The following is a 21066-nucleotide window of genomic DNA, read 5'->3' on the forward strand; positions in this document are numbered from 1 at the left end:
GAATTCAAAATTTTTCATCGGTCAGGGGTGGGGTTGCCTACCCCTGATTGTTGTTTGAGCCGACAATTTTGCCACGCAGCCCATGGATGTACAGTTCCGCGAATTCGATCCCTTCAATGTCTGGATTTGGCTCCGGTTTAGCACCATTCCTGCCCAGGCTGAGCGGGAGTACGTCGAGGCCGTTTTCGACGCTTGGTTTACCCTGGGCAAGCTCGGGGGCTTCAATGCCGAAAACCTCCAGGTCCAAGACACCGGTCTCGACATCAGCTACATGGACTACGACAGCGAAGGGGCCGAAGGGGCCATGATGGCGCTGATGCACAACATGGGCGCGTTCGAGTATGAGGGGCTGTGGAGCCGCTGCTGGTTTGATCTGGGCACCAGCGACGCGATCGCTCTGGACGTGCTGATCAACTCCCTCAAGCAGCTCAGCCAAGACTATGTGGCGATCGAGGAGCTGATCGTCGGCGGCGAAAACGCCGACTGGCCGGTGCCGGGGCGCGAAGAACTGGACACCTTCACCTTAGACTAGCGATCGCCTTGCCCCTCGCGAGGCGCACTCTCTGGACGTTGCACGTTTTCACCCTTCACCACCATGGGCACATCGAAGCAGATTCGCGTTTTGGCGCTGGGGATTATTCAATCGGGCGATCGCATTTTTGTGGGCGAGGGCTACGACCCCGTCAAGGACTCCACCTTTTACCGGGCGCTCGGGGGCGGCGTGGACTTTGGGGAGACCAGCTACGAAGCCTTGCAGCGCGAATTTATGGAAGAGATCAGCGCCGAGCTCACCAATATCGAGTATCTGGGCTGTCAGGAAAATATTTTTGAGTTCAATGGCAAGCAGGGCCACGAGCTGCTGCAGCTCTACCGCTGTGACTTTGCGGACCCCAAGTTCTACGAGGCGGGGCGGATCACCTTTGCCGAGGGCGATCGCAAAAAAGACGCCCTGTGGGTGGAGCTGGCGCGCTTCCGGTCCGGAGAGCTGCGCCTTGTCCCCGAGGGATTTCTCCAGTACATCGACTAGCCCCCATCAGGGCTGCTGAAGCTGGCCGACCAGGTGCACCAGCTCCGGCAAAATCAGCTTTTCCAGGGCGAGGCGCACCGCGTTGCTCGACCCCGGCAGGGAAAACACCAGCTTGCCGCGATAGACCCCGGCGATCGCCCGTGAGGCCATGGCCCGCGAGCCGATCTCTGGGTAGCTCAGCATCCGAAACAGCTCCCCAAAGCCGGGCAGCGTCTTGTCCAGGAGCGCCGCGATCGCGTCGTAGGTGGTGTCTCGCGGCGCAATGCCCGTTCCGCCATTCAGGATCACCGCTTCGAGGCTGGGGTCCTCGCCCAGGGCCACCAGCGTCTGGCGAATCAAGTCAGGCTCATCCTTGAGCACGTGATACGCCGCCAGCGTGTGCCCCGCCGCTCCCAGCTGCTCCTGGATCAGCTGTCCGCTGCGATCGGTTTCGGGCGATCGCGTATCGCTGACGGTGATCACCGCATAGGTTACCGACTTTGCTGCTCCATCGGGGTGAGGAATCACCATCGCTGCCCTCTCTTGTCTCCATACAGCACAACAGCGGCCCCAGTCCCTGGGAAACCGCTGTCAGTTTGGGTCTTTTTTCACGGAAGAATCTTGCGGGTGCTGGCCAGAGCCCGCACTCCTAGGACTTGCTGAAGCCCAGGCCATGCTCTTCGGCGTAGCGCTCCATGAAGCGCATAAAGCGATCCCACTCCTCCGAGGAGCGCATGATGTAGGTCGCTTCTAGGGCTTCAGGCTGGCCATTGATAAACTTCGCCTTCACCTCGCGGGTCATTACCTGGCCTTCCTCATCCACCAGATACATGCCTGTGATTTCTGCGTTGGATTCACCCACGAGAGCCTGGGGGCGCTCGAAGTAGAAGGTCGCCGTGCCGCTGCTACCATCGCGAGCCCGCGTCAGACGCACATCAGGGATCACCGCTTCGGACACACCTGGGGAAAATTGAATTTGAGCCATAATCCTGAGCGTTTGTTTTTACATTTGGCAATTTTTCTTATTTTCCCATCATATGCTGTTCAGAGGGTGCAAGGGCCGAGAAACGGCGTTTTGCAGCCGGCAGTTGAGGAAGAGACGGACGTGTTAGCAGCTTTACTGTACGGGAAAGAAGATTTGCGCCTAGAAACGGTGGCAGACCCCACCCCAGGCCCGGGTGAGGTGGTGATTCGGGTGGGCGCTGCCACCACCTGCGGCACTGACCTCAAGGTGTGGCGGCGGGGAGGCCATGCCCGGATGCTGAAGCCGCCGACCCTGTTTGGCCATGAGGCGGCGGGAAGCATCGTCGCCCTAGGGGCAGGAGTCACGGGCTGGCAAGTGGGCGATCGCGTGGTTGCCAACAACTCCGCCCCCTGCATGACCTGCTTCTTTTGCCGCAAGCAGGAGTACTCGCTGTGCCCCGATCTGGTGTTCAACAACGGCACTTTTGCCGAGTATCTGAAGATTCCCGCTCCCATTGTTCAGCACAATCTGCTGCCGACGCCGGACGACCTGCCGGACGCGCTAGCCTCGATGACGGAGCCCCTGGCCTGCGTCCTGCACGGGGTCGCGCGCTCCAATGTGAAGGCGGGCGATCGCGTGGCGATGCTGGGTGATGGGGCGATCGGGCTGATGTTTGTGGCGGCGCTGGTGCAGCGGGGCGCGGAGGTGCTGCTCTTTGGCGGCAGCGATCGCCGTCTGGCCATCGGCCAAGCCTTTGGGGCGGCCCACACCTTCAACTACCATCAGCAGCCCGACATTGCGGGCCTGGTGCGGGAGCTGACCGAGGGCTGGGGCGCGGACATCGTGGTGGAGGCCACGGGGGTGCCCAGCGTCTGGGAAACAGCGATCGCCTGCGGCCGGCCCGGCGCCACCATCAACCTGTTTGGCGGCTGCCCCCGCGACACCACCATCAGCGTCAACACCGAGCAGCTCCACTACAGCGAGCTCACCCTCAAGGGCGTTTTTCACAACACGCCTTTCTATGTGCGCGAGGCGCTGGCCCTGTTGGCGAGCCGGACGATTCCCTTCGAAAAACTAGTGAGTGAGGAGCGGCCCCTCGAAGATCTGGCAGCGGTGTTTGAGGCCATGAAGCAGCGCGAGGTGGTCAAAGTGGCGATCGCCCCCAGCCGCTAGACGCCTGTCGGCGCGCCAGCCCTCTCCGTATCGCTCCCAGCCAGTGTTGTATTGGCTACAACCTGATAGTTTTGGGGGGCAGATCGCCCATACTGAGTGCATCTAAATGACCCTTTTCCCTGCGGCAATCGTCACGTCACGGAGATCGGGGGACCTCGTGGCGTCTCACGAAGTTTGCCTGAGCCCACCCGGATCGCCGTGATCCTTGCCCCAAGGGGTCGAACCCAACAGGAGGAGCACTAATGAAACCCATCTTTCGCTGGTCTATGTGGTGCTTGGGAGCTCTCTGGCTCAGCAGCAGCCGTCCTGCCGCTGCGCTCCCGGGCCAGCTCACCGAGGAGGTCACCGCCTGGATCCAGGGAAACCCCACCCTGCGCCCCAGCAGCGGCGAAACCCTGCTCGTCCGGAAATTCGACACGGCGGCCCAGCGCTTCACCTTCCAGGCGTCGGTGCTGCCCCCCGGCAAGGTGTCTCCCATCGGCAACTCGGGCCGCGTGCGCACCGAGCGCATTTCCCTGTTTGACATGATCAACGGGGTGACCGAGGAGCGGCTCGCTGAGTCCCTGCGGGCGATCTACGGCCTCGATATTTATCAAGACTTTGAGCGGGCGCAGGTGGTCTACAGCTATCCCGGCCCCATGGCCGTCGACCAAGCTCGCAATCGCCAAACGCCTCTCCAGGCAGCTCTCCAGGGCCAGCTGCGCCTGGGCGATCGCTTTGGGTACTGGGTGGAAACGGCGCCAGCGCGCACGGGCCAGTCCTATACCGGGCAGCTGGTGGTGTTTCTGCGCGAGGACCTCGACAAGCTGGAAACGGAGCTGCGCAATCGCTAGGCATCTGGGGGCGATCGCCCCTCACCGACCTCTCAGACTTCCGGGGCGAAGAGGCCCATCAGTCCCCTTCCAAGGCCCTAGGGGATGGGGGGAGTACGGACAAGGGGCGATCGCCGATCCTGAGCGTGGCTAAATGCCCTAAGCGAGAGCTGAAGCGGAATTCGGGTACCCTAGGACCACCCTACTCTCAGAAAATTCAAGGGCCGTTCATCTGGCAGCGGCTGCTTTCACAGACTCTTCACCGAAGCACCCCCTGAAAACACCGCTTCGTCGCCCATAACTAGAGTAGGTCTTTTGACGGATTGACCCGGCCTCTATCCACCGCCTTTGCGACTCTCTGCCATGACTTACGCCAACGTTCAGGTTCCGTTTGTTGATTTCAGCTTTCAGCACGGCCCCATTCAGGCAGAGCTCGATGCTGCGCTCCAGTCGGTGGTCCAGCGGGGCGACTTCGTCCTGGGTCAGGCCGTCAGCGATTTTGAGGCCAGTTTTGCAGCGGCCTGCGGCACCGGCTACGGAGTGGGCGTCGGCTGCGGCACCGATGCGATCGCCTTGGGGCTCCAGGCCTGCGGGATCGGTCCGGGAGACGAGGTTTTGATTCCAGCCAACACCTTTGTGGCTACCCTGATCGGGGTGATGCGCACGGGGGCAACGCCGGTGCTGGTGGACTGCGATCGCGCCACTGCTCTGATTGATCTGGAAGCCGCCGCGCGGGCCGTCACGCCCAACACGCGGGCCATTGTGCCTGTGCACCTCTACGGCCAGATGGTGTCTCCGCGATCGCTTTTGGACTTTGCCCAAGCCCACAAGGTCTTGATTTTTGAAGATGCGGCCCAGGCGCACCTAGCCGAGCGAGAAGGCTATCGCGCCGGATCTATCGGCATCGCGGCCGCCTTTAGCTTTTATCCCAGCAAAAATCTGGGGGCCTTTGGGGACGGCGGCATGGTGGTAACCCAGGACGCCAGCGTGGCCCAAACCCTGCGATCGCTGCGCAACTACGGCGCCCCTCGCAAGTACTACCATACGGACTACGGCACCAATAGCCGCCTTGACACGCTCCAGGCCGCAGTGCTGCAAGTCAAGCTGCCCCACCTGCACTCTTGGAATCAAAGCCGAAACCAGGCAGCTCAGCACTACGATCAGCTGCTGGCCCCGCTGCAAGACTACGGCATCGTGCCCATGCGAAACGACAGCGGCCCAGGCCACGTCTATCACCTGTACGTTCTGAAGGTTGACGCCGCTTGCTCCCTCGATCGCGCCGCGATCCAGACCGGCCTCGAGCAGCTGGGCATCCTAACCGGCATTCACTACCCCTTGCCCTGCCATTTGCAGCCCGCCTTCCAGAAACTGGGCTATCATCCCGGTGACTTCCCCAGCGCGGAGGCCCTGTGCGAGCAAATTGTGTCTCTACCGATGTATCCTGGCCTGGAATTTGGGCAAATTCAGTTAGTGGTCGACAGCCTCAAGGCGCTTTTGACCGCCAATGCTCCTGCCGTTATACCTGCTTAAACCACTTAAACCATGGGAATCGCGCGCAAACTGCCGATCAGTGACGGTCCTCTCTGGGGGGCGGGCCTGGTCGCGCTCCTGACGGCCCTCTACGCTCCGCTGCTGTGGCACTGGGTGGACGGCTGGCTCAACAAATCCATCGGCATTGAGCACGAGTACTTTAGTCACGGTCTGATTGGCCTGCCCTTCGCGGCCTACATTGCCTGGAGTCAGCGGGCGGCGTGGGGCCAGCTGCGCGATCGCGCTCATCCCCTGGGGGCGGCGCTCCTGGGGCTGGGGGCCGCCTTTTACCTCAGCTCGATCACGGACCTGGTGAATCTTTCGCTGCCGGTGCTGCTGGCGGGGATCTGCCTGTGGCTCAAGGGAGTGCCGGGCCTGCGGCTGCAGTGGTTTCCGCTGCTGCTCGTGCTGCTGGCCACGCCCAATGACGTGCCGTATCTGCTAGCCCCTTACACGCTGCCCCTACAAACCTTCATCGCGGGGACGGCGGGGTTCATTTTGATTCAGATGGGGCTGGATGTGACGGTGCGGGAGATTTATCTCTATGTGGGGGGCCGGATTGTGGAGGTGGCCCCCTACTGCGCCGGGCTGAAGATGCTGTTTACCAGTCTGTACGTCGGGCTGATGCTGCTGTACTGGACCGGGGCGATCGCCTCTCGCCGCCACACGATCGCCCTGCTCAGCGGCGCGATCGCCATTAGCGTCACCGCCAACATTATTCGCAACACGCTCCTGACTTACTTCCACGGCACAGGCCAAGACGGGGCTTTTCACTGGCTCCACGAAGGCTGGGGCGGTGATGTGTACTCCACTCTGATGCTGGGGGCGATTGTTGTGCTTTTGCAGGTGATCGAGCGCTACTGGCCAGAGCCCGCCCCAGAGACGGCTGGAGCCCTCCCTGGAGACAACGCACCATGAAGTCTCTCCAGGCCTCTTGGCAGCGCTTCCAGGGCTCCAAAGTGGCCATGCTGGCTTTTTTCGCGACCCTGGCTGTGGTGGGTACAGCCTCGGGCTATCTCCAGGGGCGCTGGTCCTGGCAGAGCGTCCCCAGCGTGCCCACCCAAAGGCAGTTGCAGGGGCTGCGCGGCAGCGGGCTCACCCTGCCAGGCTGGCAGAGCGTGGAGCAGCAGGTGGTCCAGCTAGGGGACGGCAAGTGGTCGGTTCAGGTGCTCCAGCGGGGCGAAGCGTCGGCGGTGCTGATGCTGCTGCCCCAAATGGACAAAGACGCCAAACCTCAGGTGGAGTGGACCGACATCAATGGCGCCTACCAGTGGCAAACCGATTCCTTTGGCCGGCTCAAGTTCACCGTCACCGAGCCGACCACGGGGGCCCAGGCCGCCGTCACGGCGAGGATCTTTCGGGGCTGGACCCAGCAGCAAACCTACGCAGTGGTGCAGTGGTACGCCTGGCCTACTGGTGGTCATCCTGAGGTCAGTCACTGGTTTTGGGCCGATCGTGCCGCGCAGCTGCGGGGAGACTTTGGGGCGCCAGCGGCGGCCCGCCGCCAGGGCTGGGTCGCCGTGAATCTGCTTTTGCCGATGGAACCTTTGGCCGATCTGGAACCGTCCAAAGCCTCAGCCCAAGCCCTCGCCGAGCAGGTCCAGGCTCAGCTAATGGCGGGACCGCTGGCCTCCGGATCGAGGCGCTGAGGCGCTGGAAAAGAGAAATAAGATCTCCCCATGCCTCGCTTCAGTTTTGGCTCCTTGGGGGAGGGCTGAGCTCTGCCCTAGCTGTCCCGCTGAGGTTTTCGCGATATCCCGGTCGCTCCCAGTGGACGCCGAGGATTCCCCCCTGGTAGGTTGATGGGTGCGATCGCCCTTGGCCTTCACGAGTCCTCTTGTTTTTGGCTGTGACGCCTTCGTTTGCTATGCCCCCTGCACCGCTTGCCCCCGCTCGCCGCTTGGCGGCCGCCTCCCTTGCTAGCCTCTATTCCTGGGCGATCGCCTCCTCCGGGACCGCCCTGCTCTGGGGCCTCCAGATCGCCCTGCCCGGCCGGGCCCAGGCCCAATCTGTGCCGGTGTTGGCCCCCGATCCGACCCTGAGCGTTCCTGGCGTGCCCACGACGCCCAATCCGGGCGATCGCCTGGTCAATCCGTCCTCCGGTGCCCTAGACAACTTCCTGGTGCCCACCAATCCAGGCAGCTTCGCCCCGCCCGATCTCCTAGACGGCCCCAATGCTGATCCAACCATTAAATTCAAGCGCTATCGCCTCGGTCCCGGAGACGCGATCGCCGTCAGCGTCCAGCAGTTTCCCGATCTGAGCCTGCAAACCACCATCAACCCCGAGGGCAACATCGTCATGCCCCTGGTGAACGCGATCCCCCTGGAGGGACTGACCCTGGGCGAAGCCGAAGCCCTGATCCGCCAAAGCCTCGATCGCTACATCATCGAGCCTCAGGTTTCCGTGGCCCTGCTGGCCCAGCGCCCCGTCCAGGTCACGGTCCTGGGCGCCGTCGCCAAACCCGGCTTCTATCCGCTGCCGGTGCCCCGAGTCTCAGTGGCCCTGCTCCAGGCCGGCGGCAGCATGACCAACGCTGACCTGCGGGAGGTGGCTATTCGTCGCACCCTCGTCGACGGCTCGATCATTGAACAAAAAATTGATCTCTTTAGCGCGCTCAAGGACGGCAGCGCGCTGCCCGATCTGCGCTTAGAAGATGGCGACTCGGTCTTTGTACCCGAGCTCGAAGGGGGTAAGGACGAAACCTACGATCGCTTCTTGGTGGCGCGATCGACCCTGGCCAAGCAGCAGATCAGCATTCGAGTCCTGAGCTACGCTGGACCTAGGGGCGGCGCCGTCGGCAACCTGACCCTCCCCAACGGCAGCACCTTCCTCGACGCCCTAGGGGCAATCGGCCCCAACCCCGACAACGCCAACCTGCGCAAAATCGCCCTAGTGCGGTTTGACCCTGAGCAAGGCAAGGCAATTACTCGCACCCTGGACGCGCGCAAGGCCCTGGCAGGCGACATTTCCCAAAATGTGCCGCTCCAGGAGAATGACGTGATCGTCGTCGGTCGAAATCTGGTCGCCCGCATCACCTACGCCCTAGGAACCTTCACCCAGCCCTTTAGAGATGTCCTGGGCTTTTTGCTTTTCTTCGACGAGCTGCAAAATAGTGCAAGCAGCCTCTTCGGCCCCGCAGGCAATGATGATAATTGACAAATTGCTTGAGCAACCGTCACTTTTTGCTTTGATGGACGATACAGCGGCACCAAGCCCACTGGCTGGGCTCCACCGCGCTAACTCCGAGGACATTCACGACCATGACGCCCCCCTTTGTTAAGCGCTATTTGATCGCTCTCGACCGTTACAAGTGGCTGGGACTAGCGGGATTTGTCGTGGTGGTGGGCATTTCGGGGGCAGTGGCGCTCCAGCCATCGGATCCGCCGACCTATGAGGCGTCGGGCAAGCTGGTCTATAGCCCCCCGCCGGTGACCTTTTCGCAAACGGGGACTGAGATTCAGCAGCAGGCGCAGATGATTCCGGAGGAGGTGCTGCTGTCGGACAGCCTCGTCAGCGTGATTGCGGAGCGGCTGGATTTGTCGCCGCTTCAGCTCGCCAAGACGGTGCGGATCAAGCGAGAAGACAATGTCCTCACCTTGCGCTATGTCGACGGCAATCCCCAGCGCAGCACGCTGGTGGTCGACCGGCTCATGGAGGGGATGGTGGAGCAAAGCCGCATGCTGAATTCGGCGCGGCAGCGATCGATTTTGGAGGAGATCAATCGGCGGCTACCGTCGGTGACCCAGGAGCTGCGGGAGGCTGAGGACCGGCTCCAGGAGTACGACCGGCGGGAAGGTCCGGCCCTGCTGGCGGCCCAAAGCGGCTCCTTGGTGGAGTACATCACGGGAATGCGATCGCAGCAGCAGCAAATCCAGATCAATCTCAACGCCGTGGAGGCCCGCATCAACAACCTCCAGGGCAAACTGGGCCTGACTCCGGACCAGGCCTACGCCTCTTCGGCCCTGAGCGCCGACCCGATCATCGCGGATGCTCGGGCCAAGCTGTACCAGGCGGAAGCCCAGATGCAGCTGCTGGGCCAAAGCCTGCGCCCCGAGCACCCCCAGATGGTGGCGCTCCAGCAGCAGCGGGAGGCCTACGAGGCGGTGCTGCGCGATCGCGCCTTGGAGGTGATTTCAGGCAATGGCCAAGCCGCTCCCCTGGCCGCTGGAGACCAGATTCGCCAGAGCAGCAGCCTGGATCCGGCGCGCCAGTCCCTGGCCAATCAGCTGGTGGGGCTGCAAAGCGAGCGAGAGGCGCTCCAGCAGCAGCTGATTACCAGCCGGGGCCTCGAGGAGCAGTACCGCCGGGAGCTAGAAAATATTCCCAACAAGCAGCTAGAGCGGGCTCGCCTCGAGCAGCAGGTGGCCCTGAAGCGCACGCTCTATGACCAGATTCAGGCGAAGCTCGTCGATACCCAGGCAGCCCAGGCGGAGGCGGTGGGCAGTCTGAGCATTGCTAGCCCCGCCCGGATCACCAATGAAAACCGCTCAGAATCCAATCCGCTGATTACCCTGCTCATCGGGGGCGTGGTGGGCATCTTGGTGGGGGGCGGCGTGATTTTCTTGCTCAATGTGCTGGAGGGCCGCTTCTACACCCTGGAGGAGGTGCGCGAGGCGCTGCGCCAGCGCGACGTGACGGTGCTGGGCATTTTGCCGCTGCTGGAGGCCGAGGAGCCAGACATGCTGCCGGTGGCGATCGCCCTCGACTCGCCCTATCTGGAGTTTTATGAGCGCTTTCGCAGCAACCTGCGGCGGGCGGGCGAGACGCCGGCCAAGCTGGTCCTATTTACCAGCGCCCTCGATGGTGAGGGCAAAACCGTCACGGCCTACAACCTGGCGATCGCCTCCGCCCACGCTGGCAAGCGCACCCTGATTATTGAAGCGGACCTGCGATCGCCCTCGGAGGCCAAGGCCCTCAAGGTGGCTCCCGATCCAGACAGCACCATCGAGCCCCTGCGCTACTACGGCCAGATCGGCGACTGCATTCGCCTGGTCCCCGAGGTAGAAAATCTCTACGTTATTCCCAGCCCCGGTCCCCAGCGCCAGGCCGCGGCCATCCTGGAGTCCAGCGAGATGCGCCGCCTGATCGACGATGTGCGGGGCCGCTTCGACCTCGTGGTCATTGACACGCCCTCCCTCAGCCGCTGCAACGACGCCCTGCTGCTGGAGCCCTTTACCGATGGCATCGTGCTGGTGACGCGTCCGGGCTATACCCAGGACAGCTTGATGGGAGCCGCCATTGATGAGTTTGTCGAATCCGATCTCAATCTCCTGGGCGGCGTGATTGCGGGGGCGGATGTGGCGGTGACGCTGCCGCTGCCGACCCATGACCTGCCGCCAGAGGACGAAGAGGCGATGCCCTTGGAGGACTTGGAGGCTCACAGCGATCGCGAAGAGGTGGGGTCCGCGCCCCGAAGCTAGGCCGCACAGTCGCGCCCCTGCCTGTAAGGTAGGAAAAGCGTTGCTGGGCGTTGAGGGTGATGGAGCGCAAAGGCAAAAAACAGAGGCTGGAGACACGGGGACAGGAGGTCCAGGCGATCGCCCCCCCAAAAAGCCGCCGGTACCAGCAGATGGTCTGGAGCCTGGTTTGGCTCGCGATCGCCTGGCTGTGGGCAGCGCCGAGCTGGGCCGGACCTTTGAGCGATCGCCTGGCCGCCTTTCCAGACTGGCGCAGCAAGCCCCCCACCGAGGCCGCCGTGGGCGACCTGGGCTACCCCGCCTGGATTGCCGGAGACTGGGACGTCACGACCACCCTGGTGGACCTAGCGGCCCCCCTCGCTCCCAAAATCACCACGCCGGGCTTTGAGGGCAACCGGCAGCAGCTGGGTCAGCCCATTACGTTTCGGGTACGCTTCGGCGAAGCTCAGGCCGCGCGATCGCCCTGGCCCACCCGCACCCCAGAGCCGATCATCGTGGCCGATCGCGCCTTCAATGGGCTGAGTCTGGCCCGCGCCTATCTCGGAGATGCGGCCCGCGCCGTCCTCGTAGATCCCGAGAACCCTAACCGCCAAATTACTCGTCTAGCTGGCGATCGCCAGCTGGTGTCCATCGTCAGCCGCCGCGCCACCGAAGCGCCCGATCCAGACACCTTCGTCACCACCGAAATTTTCCAGCAGCGCTTTGGCACTGCCGGTCAGCTTTATTTCAACGAGGTCGAAACCACCACGGCCTACCGTCACGCCGATCCGCCGGGACCAGACACCCCGCCCATCGAGGCCGACCAAGTCACGGCGATCTATCTTTCGCCCCAGGATCCCCAGTTCTTTGAGGCGGGCGATCGCCCCGTCGCTCTCTATCGGTACCGTCTCGTCTTTCAGCCCGTGGGCGATCGCGTCCCTTAAATCTGGCTACCTTTCCAGATTTTCCAGAGGAGCCGTCCCCCAGCGTGAATATGGGGTTCTAGATGCACCCTGATAAACGTCCCTCGGCCTTTCGGCTGGGGGACTTTCTTATTAACCAGCGTCGTCGCCCCTCAGATTTACCGACTGGCCAACGCGCTGAAGCTCTTCTCGCAGCGCCTTTTCATAGATCGTCGGCAAATAGCTCGTCATCGAGTTGGTCTCGATGCCATAGCCCAGGCTCGTCCAGGTGCTCGACAGGTTCTGGAGGACCTCGTCCAGACGCCCCTGGCGCAGCAGCTCTGGGATATCAATGCCCCAGGCCCCCGGATCGCTCAGCCAGCGATAGACCACCAGATCTTGATACTCCGGCTCAAAGCTAAAGTCAGCCGACCAAAACTGGAAGGGCTGCCCCTGCTGGGGATGGTAGAGAGCCGCCACGTCTTCCCACGTCGTGGTGATGAACTGATAGCGGCCAGCGGCAGTCGTGCAGTCTCCCTCATTTGGTCCCGCCACGATGGTGATGCACTCATCCGGATGCTGGCGCAGATCCTCGATTCGGTAGCCGCCGTAGAGCAGCGAATAGGGCTCGAGATCGTTGGCCTCGCTGGCGGAGATGGTCCGCATCAGCGCCCGAACGTAGGGGTCGCCGCCCTCCATGACGAGGGGCGCGACATAGTCCCACTGGCCCGGATAGCGCGGATCCTGGATCAGGCGCTGGACCTCGGTCCAGGGCGATCGCGCGACCCAGAGGGCGGCCAGCAGGGACAGACCAACGAGTACGAGGCGTCCACGACGGCGACGACCTCTGGGCCGCCTTGGGCGAGGAGTTGGCGCGAGGGGCGAGTTGGAGTCAGGCGGAGGAGAGTGCACGATGGGGGTGTCAATCGCGGAGTGAGGCTGAGCGTCCCTGGGGGAGGCTTAGGCCACGCTTTCAAACAGATCCGCCAAGGGCTTGCTGGGTTCCTCCAGTCGGGCCACGATCTCGACAATCTGGTTGCGAGCAGCGGGCTGGAAGAGGGCCTCGACGCACACTTGAGCAACTTTGGTTCGCGGGATACTGCCTTCAAAAAGCGTGTCAGCTTTTTCCATTATGATCGACGCTTCGGAGTCCTCATTTTTGAGGCCGCCGGGGCGAACAATGGTGTAGGTCAGGCCGCTGCGCTGCAAAAATTCCTCGGCTTGCTTTTTCCACCAGAGCACCAGCCAAAACAGGTTGAGGGGATGAAAGAAGCGCGAGACGCAGAGGGAAGACACCAGCACCAGGTGCTCAATATTGTGCTGCTGAGCGGCGATCGCCAGGTTTTTGGTCCCCTCGTAGTCCACCTGATAGGGGCCTGTCGGATCCAGGCTCGGTCTGGCGCCCGTGGCGCAGATGACGGCGGTCATGCCGTCTAGGGCAGCGGTCAAAGTGTCCGGCTTGAGGACATCGCCCACCACAATTTCGGCTTGGGGCGGCAAGAGGCTGGTCGCTTGCTCGCGGTTGCGCACCAAGGCTCGAACAGCGATCTGGCGACGCACCAGCTCTTCTACCACACGCCGCCCCGTTTCGCCGGTAGCTCCCACAACCAAAACTTTCATCGGTTTTGTCCTATTTTTTAAGATTCAGTGCTTGAGATGAAAAGGGCTCAAAGCATTGATCGTACTACTGCCAATTCCTTGATTTTTCTGTCTTTTGGCAGTCTTTGCGGAAAATTGGCGCTCAGGAGTGATGCCGTTCAAGGGGGTTAAGACAGCGGCGATCGCCCGCTCCCGTCGCTAAAGATATGGGGAAATACCCAGTACAAACCCAGCCCAAACTTGCTAGAGAAGAATACATCACGCCAAAAATCCTCCCAAGGCGCGATCGCCCCTCGGATCCCCCCTTTCCAGAAACTCAGCCTCCAGTTTAGTTTTGATAGTTCACGTGGTTTGGCATTTGGTTCAGCCGCTATGCTGAAAAGCATGACTGTCCCAACGGTTGGTCCCCGCCCGTAGCAGGCTCCGGATCCTCCACGCCAAATCTTGCGCAATTTGGCTTGCCCCCCTGGGAACTCTAATCTCACACCTAAGGAGCGCGTAGAAGCGGGTATGCAGTCACACTCCATTCACCATTCTCCCGTCGAGGTTCACGAAGCGCTGCTGGATTCGATGACAGGCTTGACCAATCCTGACTTTTCCGTGACTGAGCATTCGGAGCATTCTACCCACGCCGAGCCGACCCGGTTTCGGAATCACTTTGTCGGCTGCATGGAAATGCAGGCCGATGCTCGCACCGTTGGCGACTACCTTGACGCGCATCCGGGATGGTTTCGTCGCTGCGCCCATCCCATGAAGGCCGAGCCCATCAGCGAAAATGGCTACGCTCTGGTGATTGGCCGCTTTGGCTCCTTTGGCTACGAGATTGAGCCCAAAATTGGTCTCGATTTGCTGCCCCAAGAAGAAGGGGTTTACCGCATTCGCACCATTGCGGTCCCTGACTACACGCCCATCGGCTACGACGTCGATTTCCAGGCTTCCCTGTCTCTCCTAGAGCACCCCGGCGAGGTGGATGCCACCATGACCCATGTCGAGTGGACCCTGGACCTGGAAGTGACCATTCATTTCCCGAAGTTCATTCACGCGCTGCCCCAGGGCCTGATCCAGACGACGGGCGATCGCCTCCTGCGCCAGATCGTGCGCCAAGTTTCGCGCCGGCTCACCCACAAGGTCCAAGAAGACTTTCACAGCAACCTCGGCCTAGCCATGCCCCAGCCCGCCAAGAAAAAGTCGCTCTGGGCTCGGGGTCATCACGACGCCCTCTAGGGCGAGTCTGGCCAGCAGCCCCCGACGCTGACCCGGCAAGTTCTGGCCCCGCCTTACCCGCTATCTCAATCTATGCAAAAGGGCCTCTCAAGCTAGCTTGGGAGGCCCTTAGCGATTTATGGGTTCAGGATCGAGAGGTGCGCAGGCGATCCGTTAGCTAGTTCAGCCAGAAGCCTCACGTCCATAATCTCTGATTTAGCGCGAGATGAAGGCGCGTTTATGGCGGGACGGTCGGTGAACTATGTTTGACGCGAGAACCGACCAGCCCCGTCATGAACCCCCTCTTCTGCCCCAAGTCAGAAAGTCCTACTCTCCAGCTCAGGGAACGGATGCTGAAAAATCGCACCCAGTAAAATACTCAAATGAGAACCGCCTACCAGTACCGATTGCGTCCAACTTCCAGTCAAGTCGCCTTGATGAGCGAATGGCTGGAACTCTTGCGCAGACAGTACAACTACCGTCTCGGTGAGCGGTTCTCTTGGTATGAACAAAACCGCTGTGACATCAATGTCTGTCCCTTAATTTGTCATCTGCCAGAGCTTCGAGAGAATCCTGACTTCTACTCTCAGAAACGAGACCTGGTGAACTCCAAAGCTCTGTTTCCGGAGTACCAGCAGATTCACTCTCAAGTGCTGCAAGACTGCATTGGCCGGGTGAAGAAGACCTTTGACCGCTGGCTCAAAGGAGACTGCAACGGCAAGCGAAGCGGCAAGCCTCGCTTCAAAGGAGCAGGCCGCTATCGCTCCTTCACCTTCCCGCAAGCAAAGCAAGACTGCATCCAGGGCAAACAAATCAATCTCCCCAAGATTGGCTGGGTGAAACTGATTCAGCATCGACCCTTACCGGAAGGCTTCAAGGTCAAGACCGCCACCGTCAGCTACAAAGTTGATGGCTGGTATGTGACTCTGAGCTTGGAAGACTCCTCTGTCCCAGCTCTCACTCCCGATGCCACCGGCATTGAGAACACGATGGGGATTGATTTGGGCTTGAAGTCGTTTTTGGTAGACGATGCAGGGCAAGAAGAACCCATTCCCCAGCACTACCGAAAAGCTGAAAAGCGTCTGAAGCGGTTGCAGCGTTCACTGTCACGCAAGAAAAAAGGGTCCAATCGCCGGAAGAAGGCGGTTAAACGAGTTGCCAAGGCGCACCTAAAAGTCTCAAATCAGCGCAAGGACTTTCACCACAAAGTCGCAAACAAGCTTTTATCCAAAGGAAATCATGTTGCTCATGAAAAGCTAAACATTCGAGGTATTGCCAGGAGCAAGCTGGCAAAGTCAACTCATGATGCTGGTTGGGGCCAGTTCCTGCAAATTCTGGCAATCAAGGCTGAAAGAGCCGGGTTGCTGACGATTGAAGTGAATCCCAACGGTACGTCTCAGAACTGCTCTGGTTGCGGGGTCAAGGTACCAAAAACACTTCAGGACAGGATTCATGCCTGTCCTGAGTGTGGGCTGACGATTGACCGTGACCACAATGCAGCGGTCAATATCAAGTATTTGGCGGTAGGGCATTCCGTCAATAAAGCTCAGGCAACGCCCGATGGGTTACCAGGGGTCACTGAGAAGCCGACACCGTATACGTCAGTATCGGTGTAGGAGTATGTCACGAGTTGAGGATTCGCTGCACAATCTGCATGCCCGTCACAGCCTGCCAGCCAAACAGACCCACCAGCACCCCATTGAGAACGATGTGGGTGTATCGCGCCCAGCCCTGGCCTTTTTGCATGAAGGGAACCAGCGACGCAGACGTCGCAATCAGCCCCGTCATGCCCAGGCCTGCCAGCAGGTGCGGCCCGACGAAAAGCTTGCCGTTGTTGATATAGGTCACGGCCATGCCGCCCAGCGTCCCCGTCACCATGAAGACCAGCAAAATCGAGCCCACAACATGGTGCTTGAGGTTAAATTTGCCCTTGATCAGCTCTTTTTTGAGATCGCCTTCAGCGGAGCGGGTTCGGCGGATCTGGATGCCGAGGTAGAGAGCATAGAGGGTCACGGCCAAGAGCACCCACATCAAGAGCGGGTGAAAGAAGGTCATCACCGGCTTGAGAGCGGCAGGAATCTCTAACATAGGTCTCCGAAAGTGGCTGAATAGAGTCAAGCTTTATAAAACTTAGTATAGTCCGGGGACGAGAATCAAAAATTGTTTCTCCGCGAAATTTTAGGCAACTAATCATGGCTCGAGGCATTTCCGTCGGAGGATAGAAGGAAAGCAACAGGCGCAGTTTCAGGACCAGAACATGGCAGCGGCAAAGGACGAGCGACTAATTCGCGCAGCTCGGGCGGGGGATCTGCATCAGGTGGAGGCGCTGCTAGCAGCAGGGGCCGTCGTCGATGAAACGGACAGCGCGGGAACTACGGCGCTGATGTTCGCGGCCCAGAAGGGCTACCGGGAAATTGTGCAGCGCCTGCTGACAGGTGGCGCGGCGATTGATCGAGCTCAGGGGCGCTTTGGGGTGACGGCGCTCATGCTGGCGGCAGCGGGGCAGCAGGTGGATACGGTGGCGCTGCTGCTGAAGGCGGGCGCAGCGGTGAATGCCTGTAATGAAGATGGCAGCACGGCGCTGATGGCGGCTGCGCTGCGGGGCAGCGCGGTGATTGTGGAGATGCTGCTGGAGGCGGGGGCGGCGGTGAATGCGGTGGACCAAGACGGTGATACGGCGCTGATGCTGGCGCTGCGGCAGGGACACGGCGCGATCGCCCAAATGCTCTTGCAGGCGGGCGCGGATTTGCCGCCTGCCATCGAGGAAGACCCGCCGCTGGTGTTGGCCGCCCAGCAGGGCCACTTGGGTCTGGTTCAGGCCCTGATCGATCGCGGGGCAGCGGTGAACAAGGGGGACGTGGAAGGGCGATCGCCCCTCATAGCCGCCGCCGAAGCGGGCCATGAAGCCGTGGTAGCCTGCCTCCTGGGAAACGGGGCCAGCGTCAACGCTGCCGATCGGGCCGGAGACACAGCCCTGATTTTGGCCGCTGACCAAGGACACGGCGCCATCGCCCAGGCCCTCCTCAACCACGGAGCCGACCCCAACTACGCCAACGGCGAAGGCCAAACGGCCCTGATGGCAGCGGCCGCCGGGGGATACACGGCGATCGCCCAGCAGCTGCTCGATCGCGGCGCAAATCTTCAAGCGCAGGACCAAGACAGCGAAACAGCGCTGAACCTGGCCGTCGTTGAGGGGCACACTGACACCGTTCAGCTCTTGCTAGAGCGAGGAGCCGACCCCCAGCACCGCAACCGCCTCGGCGACACGCCGCTCCTCGTGGCGGCTCTCCACGGCCACAGCGCGATCGCAGCTCACCTGCTGCGCTACGGCGCCGACAGCAGCAGCAAAAACTTTGGGGAAACCGCCCTCACCCTCGCTGTCGGCCACGGTCACATCGACACTGTTCGGGTCTTGCTCGCGGTCGGCCTCAACCCGAACATTCAGACCAAAACGGGCAAAACCCTGCTCATGCGGGCCGCCGATCAGGGCGATGGCGACATGGTTCGGACCCTCATTGCCCACGGCGCCAATCCCTCTGCCCAAGACGAGTCTGGAGCCACAGCGCTCATGTGGGCCGCCCATCAGGGCCACCTAGACGCGATCGAAGCCCTGATCGAAGGCCAGGCCGACCTCAATCAGCGCAACCAGGGCGGCTACAGCGCCCTGATGATCGCGGAGTTCAATGGCTTTAGGAGCGTGGCCCAGCGACTGCGGCAGGCAGGAGCGCAAGAATAGCGGCTTAGGGGATTAGGGCTCTGGCTCGAGGGTCTTGAGCATCCACAGGGAGCGCACCTGAAAGCCCAGGGATTCGTAGAGATGTAGGGCGATCGCATTGTCCGCAAACACTTGCAGGCCCAACCGGCGATCGCCTCGCTCTCGGGCCCAGGACTCCGCATGGCGCATCAGCGCCGAGCCGATTCCCCGGCAGCGATGGTCCGGCGCCACATACAGCAAAAAAACATGGGCATGGCGATCGCCCTCCACCTGATCCACCGCGTTGCCCATCCACAGGCAGCCCACCGGCTCCCGCACCGCAGACGGCAGCAAGCTCGGCTCCGGCGGATCCGCTGACTGCGGCTCCACCCACCACAGCGGCGTTTCTGGAGAAAAATACTGCTCCACCGTCCGCTGGAGGACAGACAAATCCGGTACCGGGAAAAACTCCCGATAGGTTTGGCCCATAAATTTTGTCAGCAGCGCCCGATCGAGCCCTGACCCCGTCTTTAGCTCGTACCCTGGCACCTCAAACACTGGCTCACCGCCCCGCCGCGAAATAGGTCTGCGTCGCTAGAGCTGTCCCGACAGGCTCGGATCCTCCGGCAGGCCTTGCACCAGCACCCGCAGCTCCTGGGGCAGGTCCGCCAAAATCTTGCTGGGCTGCGCCTGAGCAGCCTCTACGGGAGCCATCTCCTCCATAGGGGCCGGAGCCGCCATATCACTCGGCAAAAAGATGCGGGCACTCACGGCCAGCAACGCCACCAAAAACACCAACACAATCAGAAACGGAGCGATGACCTGGCGAAAAAAAGTCATGGTAGCAAGGGACAGGAGCAGCTAAAGAGGCGACATCAGAGCGCTGGTTACTTTTTGCAAAGCGCTCTCATTTTTTAATCCTACAACCAATACTCGTCGATGGGTGCATCGCTTTCCAGGCCAGGGCGCGCAGGCGGCGGCGCCTGAGATTTATTAATTTGCCGCAGCCAGACGCCGCCGATCACGGCTGCCACCAAGTTGAGCCAGCCCGTCAGGGGTTGTAGCAGCAAGAAGCCACCCAGCGAGAACATCGCCCCAAAAAGCAGCAGCAGCGCAGCCATCACCCGTTTGAGATCTCTTCCCAAATCCTGGAGCGGCGGCAAGCCTGTGCGTCCTTGCTGGCGTCGCCATCCTGGGCCGCCGGGGCGCACCTTTGTATAGAAGCGATCGAGCACTTCGTCGGATTCGGGAGGCGTCAGCGCCATCACCGCAATCCAGATCACCGCAGTACTCGCAGAAATCACCAGCAGCCGTGTGCCAAAGTCAGGGAAAACGCTCCCCAAAGACGAGGTCAAAACCCCGATCACAAAGCCGCCAATCATGGAGGCCAGCTCAGCGGCCGCATTCACGCGCCACCAGAACCAGCGCAAAATCAGCACCAGCCCCGGTCCCGTCCCGATAGCAATCACCAGCCGGAAAACCGTCGTCACGTCCTCCGCGAAGAACGCCGCCATCGCGCCCAGCAGCGTCACCACCACCGAGGCCAATCGGCCCGCTAGGACCAGTTCCCCCTGGGTTGCCTCGGGCTTGATGAAGCGGTAGTACAGGTCGTTGGTGAGATAGGAGGCCCCCCAGTTGATCAAGGTGGAGACCGTGCTCATGAAAGCAGCCAGCAGCGAGGCAACGACCAGACCCAGGACCACCGGTGGCAAAAAGTCGAGCATTAGCTTGGGATAGCCGAGCTCGCGATCGCCCAGGTCAGGGTAGATGGCGATCGCCGCCAGTGCCACCACCACCCAGGGCCACGTGCGGATCATGTAGTGGAGCACATTAAATAGCCAGGCCGACTTCTCCGCCTCGCTCTCATTTTTGGCCGCCACCAGTCGCTGGATAAACTCGCCGCCGCCATCACTGCGCCGAAACGCCCACCACTGAATAAACACATAGGCAAAGAAAGTGCTGCTCGTAATGCCCGCCACCTCGCTCCAGCGGAATCCCCCCGCATCGAGATGAAACGGCAAAAACGACAGCACATCTTGGGCCGTGTACTGCTGCGCAGACTCAATCAGAGGCCGCATTCCGCCCAGGTGGTTGACCGCCACCACCGCCACCACAAAGGCTCCCAGCAGCGCCAGCACAAACTGAAAAAAGTCCGTAATCACCACGCCCCAGAGCCCCGAAAAGCCCGAGTAGACCAGCACCATCGCGCTGACCCCGATCACGCTCCACAGCTTGAGACCATCTCCCGGCGTGACACCCAGGCTCTGCCACAGCTCCAAGGCATCGATCACCTTGACCATTGCGAGCATGGCGTAGCCGATGCCAATGCAGTTGATCGGCACCGCAAACAGAAAAGCCTTTGTCCCCCGCAGCACAGCCGCCGCCTTGCCGCCGTAGCGCAGCTCCGTCAGCTCAGCATCCGTCAGGACCTCAGAGCGCCGCCACAGCCGCGCGAAGACATAGATCATCACCACGTGGGCAATGCCAAAGCTCCACCATTCCCAATTGCCCGCAATCCCCCGATTGCCGACCACACCGGCCACATACAGGGGCGTATCAATCGAAAAGGTCGTCGCGGCCATGCTGGTACCTGCCAGCCACCACGGGAGCGATCGCCCAGACACAAAGTAGTCCGCCAGACTGCCCGATGCCTTGCGGGCAAGGTACAGCCCCAGGACCATCGTCAGGACAAAGTAAAGAAGGACAATTAGCCAGTCAACCAGTTGCATGGGGGATCAGAACACGTCTGGGAATTGCAGACCATCTTCCCACAGTTGGGTTCTCTC

General features: G+C 61.3%; 21 protein-coding genes. 13 read left to right on the forward strand and 8 right to left on the reverse strand.

Features of this window, described 5'->3' with window-relative positions; all coding sequences use genetic code 11:
- Nucleotides 1–82: 82 nt before the first annotated feature.
- Both GEI7407_RS15635 and GEI7407_RS15640 read left to right on the forward strand, forming a co-directional pair.
- Nucleotides 83–532 carry a DUF3531 family protein gene (locus GEI7407_RS15635; RefSeq protein ID WP_015173174.1) on the forward strand — a complete coding sequence of 150 codons (450 nt, stop codon included), beginning with the start codon at nt 83–85 and terminating at the stop codon, nt 530–532.
- A gap of 63 nt (nt 533–595) precedes the next feature.
- Complete coding sequence (locus GEI7407_RS15640) at nt 596–1027, forward strand: NUDIX hydrolase (protein ID WP_015173175.1); 432 nt, start codon at nt 596–598, stop codon at nt 1025–1027.
- A 6-nt stretch (nt 1028–1033) separates the two neighbouring features.
- Here GEI7407_RS15640 and GEI7407_RS15645 read toward each other — a convergent pair whose 3' ends face one another.
- Both GEI7407_RS15645 and psb28 read right to left on the reverse strand, forming a co-directional pair.
- Nucleotides 1034–1537 (reverse strand): molybdenum cofactor biosynthesis protein B, encoded by a 504-nt coding sequence (locus GEI7407_RS15645; protein WP_015173176.1) that lies wholly within the window; start codon nt 1535–1537, stop codon nt 1034–1036.
- A 118-nt stretch (nt 1538–1655) separates the two neighbouring features.
- The gene (gene psb28, locus GEI7407_RS15650; RefSeq protein WP_190274209.1) at nt 1656–1994 is read right to left on the reverse strand and encodes a photosystem II reaction center protein Psb28; all 339 of its coding nucleotides are present in this window, start codon (nt 1992–1994) and stop codon (nt 1656–1658) included.
- Nucleotides 1995–2111: 117 nt separating this feature from the next.
- Here psb28 and GEI7407_RS15655 point away from each other — a divergent pair, with 117 nt between their 5' ends.
- The 8 genes from GEI7407_RS15655 to GEI7407_RS15690 all read left to right on the forward strand — a co-directional run bounded on the left by GEI7407_RS15655 (nt 2112) and on the right by GEI7407_RS15690 (nt 11826).
- The gene (locus GEI7407_RS15655) at nt 2112–3143 is read left to right on the forward strand and encodes a zinc-binding dehydrogenase (protein ID WP_041269137.1); all 1032 of its coding nucleotides are present in this window, start codon (nt 2112–2114) and stop codon (nt 3141–3143) included.
- Nucleotides 3144–3385: 242 nt separating this feature from the next.
- Nucleotides 3386–3976, forward strand: coding sequence for a hypothetical protein (locus GEI7407_RS15660; protein ID WP_015173179.1), 591 nt, complete (start codon nt 3386–3388; stop codon nt 3974–3976).
- A 342-nt stretch (nt 3977–4318) separates the two neighbouring features.
- On the forward strand, nt 4319–5485 hold the full coding sequence (locus GEI7407_RS15665) for a DegT/DnrJ/EryC1/StrS aminotransferase family protein (RefSeq protein ID WP_015173180.1): 1167 nt from the start codon (nt 4319–4321) through the stop codon (nt 5483–5485).
- A gap of 12 nt (nt 5486–5497) precedes the next feature.
- A complete protein-coding gene (crtB, locus tag GEI7407_RS15670; protein WP_015173181.1) occupies nt 5498–6403 on the forward strand; it encodes a cyanoexosortase B in 906 nt (301 codons plus the stop codon).
- Nucleotides 6400–7134, forward strand: a complete 735-nt coding sequence (locus tag GEI7407_RS15675; protein ID WP_015173182.1) for a cyanoexosortase B system-associated protein — start codon at nt 6400–6402, stop codon at nt 7132–7134. The genes crtB and GEI7407_RS15675 overlap by 4 nt, the downstream gene beginning before the upstream one ends.
- 218 nt (nt 7135–7352) lie before the next feature.
- Nucleotides 7353–8642, forward strand: coding sequence for a polysaccharide biosynthesis/export family protein (locus GEI7407_RS15680; protein WP_015173183.1), 1290 nt, complete (start codon nt 7353–7355; stop codon nt 8640–8642).
- Between the two features lie 104 nt (nt 8643–8746).
- Nucleotides 8747–10906 (forward strand): tyrosine-protein kinase domain-containing protein, encoded by a 2160-nt coding sequence (locus GEI7407_RS15685; protein ID WP_015173184.1) that lies wholly within the window; start codon nt 8747–8749, stop codon nt 10904–10906.
- A gap of 59 nt (nt 10907–10965) precedes the next feature.
- On the forward strand, nt 10966–11826 hold the full coding sequence (locus tag GEI7407_RS15690; RefSeq protein ID WP_015173185.1) for a DUF6816 family protein: 861 nt from the start codon (nt 10966–10968) through the stop codon (nt 11824–11826).
- A 111-nt stretch (nt 11827–11937) separates the two neighbouring features.
- Here GEI7407_RS15690 and GEI7407_RS15695 read toward each other — a convergent pair whose 3' ends face one another.
- Both GEI7407_RS15695 and GEI7407_RS15700 read right to left on the reverse strand, forming a co-directional pair.
- The gene (locus tag GEI7407_RS15695; RefSeq protein ID WP_015173186.1) at nt 11938–12696 is read right to left on the reverse strand and encodes a glycoside hydrolase family protein; all 759 of its coding nucleotides are present in this window, start codon (nt 12694–12696) and stop codon (nt 11938–11940) included.
- A 48-nt stretch (nt 12697–12744) separates the two neighbouring features.
- Complete coding sequence (locus tag GEI7407_RS15700; RefSeq protein WP_015173187.1) at nt 12745–13404, reverse strand: SDR family oxidoreductase; 660 nt, start codon at nt 13402–13404, stop codon at nt 12745–12747.
- A gap of 489 nt (nt 13405–13893) precedes the next feature.
- On the opposite strand from GEI7407_RS15700, the gene GEI7407_RS15705 reads away from it, so the two are divergent.
- Both GEI7407_RS15705 and GEI7407_RS15710 read left to right on the forward strand, forming a co-directional pair.
- Nucleotides 13894–14607 (forward strand): DUF1997 domain-containing protein, encoded by a 714-nt coding sequence (locus GEI7407_RS15705; protein WP_015173188.1) that lies wholly within the window; start codon nt 13894–13896, stop codon nt 14605–14607.
- Between the two features lie 362 nt (nt 14608–14969).
- Entirely contained in the window at nt 14970–16202 is a 1233-nt protein-coding gene (locus GEI7407_RS15710) for an RNA-guided endonuclease TnpB family protein (RefSeq protein ID WP_015173189.1), read from the forward strand.
- Nucleotides 16203–16209: 7 nt separating this feature from the next.
- Here GEI7407_RS15710 and GEI7407_RS15715 read toward each other — a convergent pair whose 3' ends face one another.
- Complete coding sequence (locus GEI7407_RS15715; RefSeq protein WP_015173190.1) at nt 16210–16674, reverse strand: DUF4079 domain-containing protein; 465 nt, start codon at nt 16672–16674, stop codon at nt 16210–16212.
- A 169-nt stretch (nt 16675–16843) separates the two neighbouring features.
- Here GEI7407_RS15715 and GEI7407_RS15720 point away from each other — a divergent pair, with 169 nt between their 5' ends.
- Nucleotides 16844–18322 (forward strand): ankyrin repeat domain-containing protein, encoded by a 1479-nt coding sequence (locus GEI7407_RS15720; protein ID WP_015173191.1) that lies wholly within the window; start codon nt 16844–16846, stop codon nt 18320–18322.
- A gap of 12 nt (nt 18323–18334) precedes the next feature.
- Here the strand turns inward: GEI7407_RS15720 and GEI7407_RS15725 are convergent, their stop codons facing one another.
- From GEI7407_RS15725 to GEI7407_RS15735, 3 genes are all read right to left on the reverse strand, one after another.
- Complete coding sequence (locus GEI7407_RS15725; protein ID WP_015173192.1) at nt 18335–18829, reverse strand: N-acetyltransferase; 495 nt, start codon at nt 18827–18829, stop codon at nt 18335–18337.
- Between the two features lie 45 nt (nt 18830–18874).
- Nucleotides 18875–19120, reverse strand: a complete 246-nt coding sequence (locus GEI7407_RS15730; protein ID WP_015173193.1) for a hypothetical protein — start codon at nt 19118–19120, stop codon at nt 18875–18877.
- Between the two features lie 80 nt (nt 19121–19200).
- Nucleotides 19201–21009 (reverse strand): sodium:solute symporter family protein, encoded by a 1809-nt coding sequence (locus tag GEI7407_RS15735; RefSeq protein ID WP_015173194.1) that lies wholly within the window; start codon nt 21007–21009, stop codon nt 19201–19203.
- Between the last annotated feature and the right edge of the window lie 57 nt (nt 21010–21066).

This window comes from Geitlerinema sp. PCC 7407, assembly GCF_000317045.1.
Taxonomy (GTDB): Bacteria; Cyanobacteriota; Cyanobacteriia; order PCC-7407; family PCC-7407; genus PCC-7407.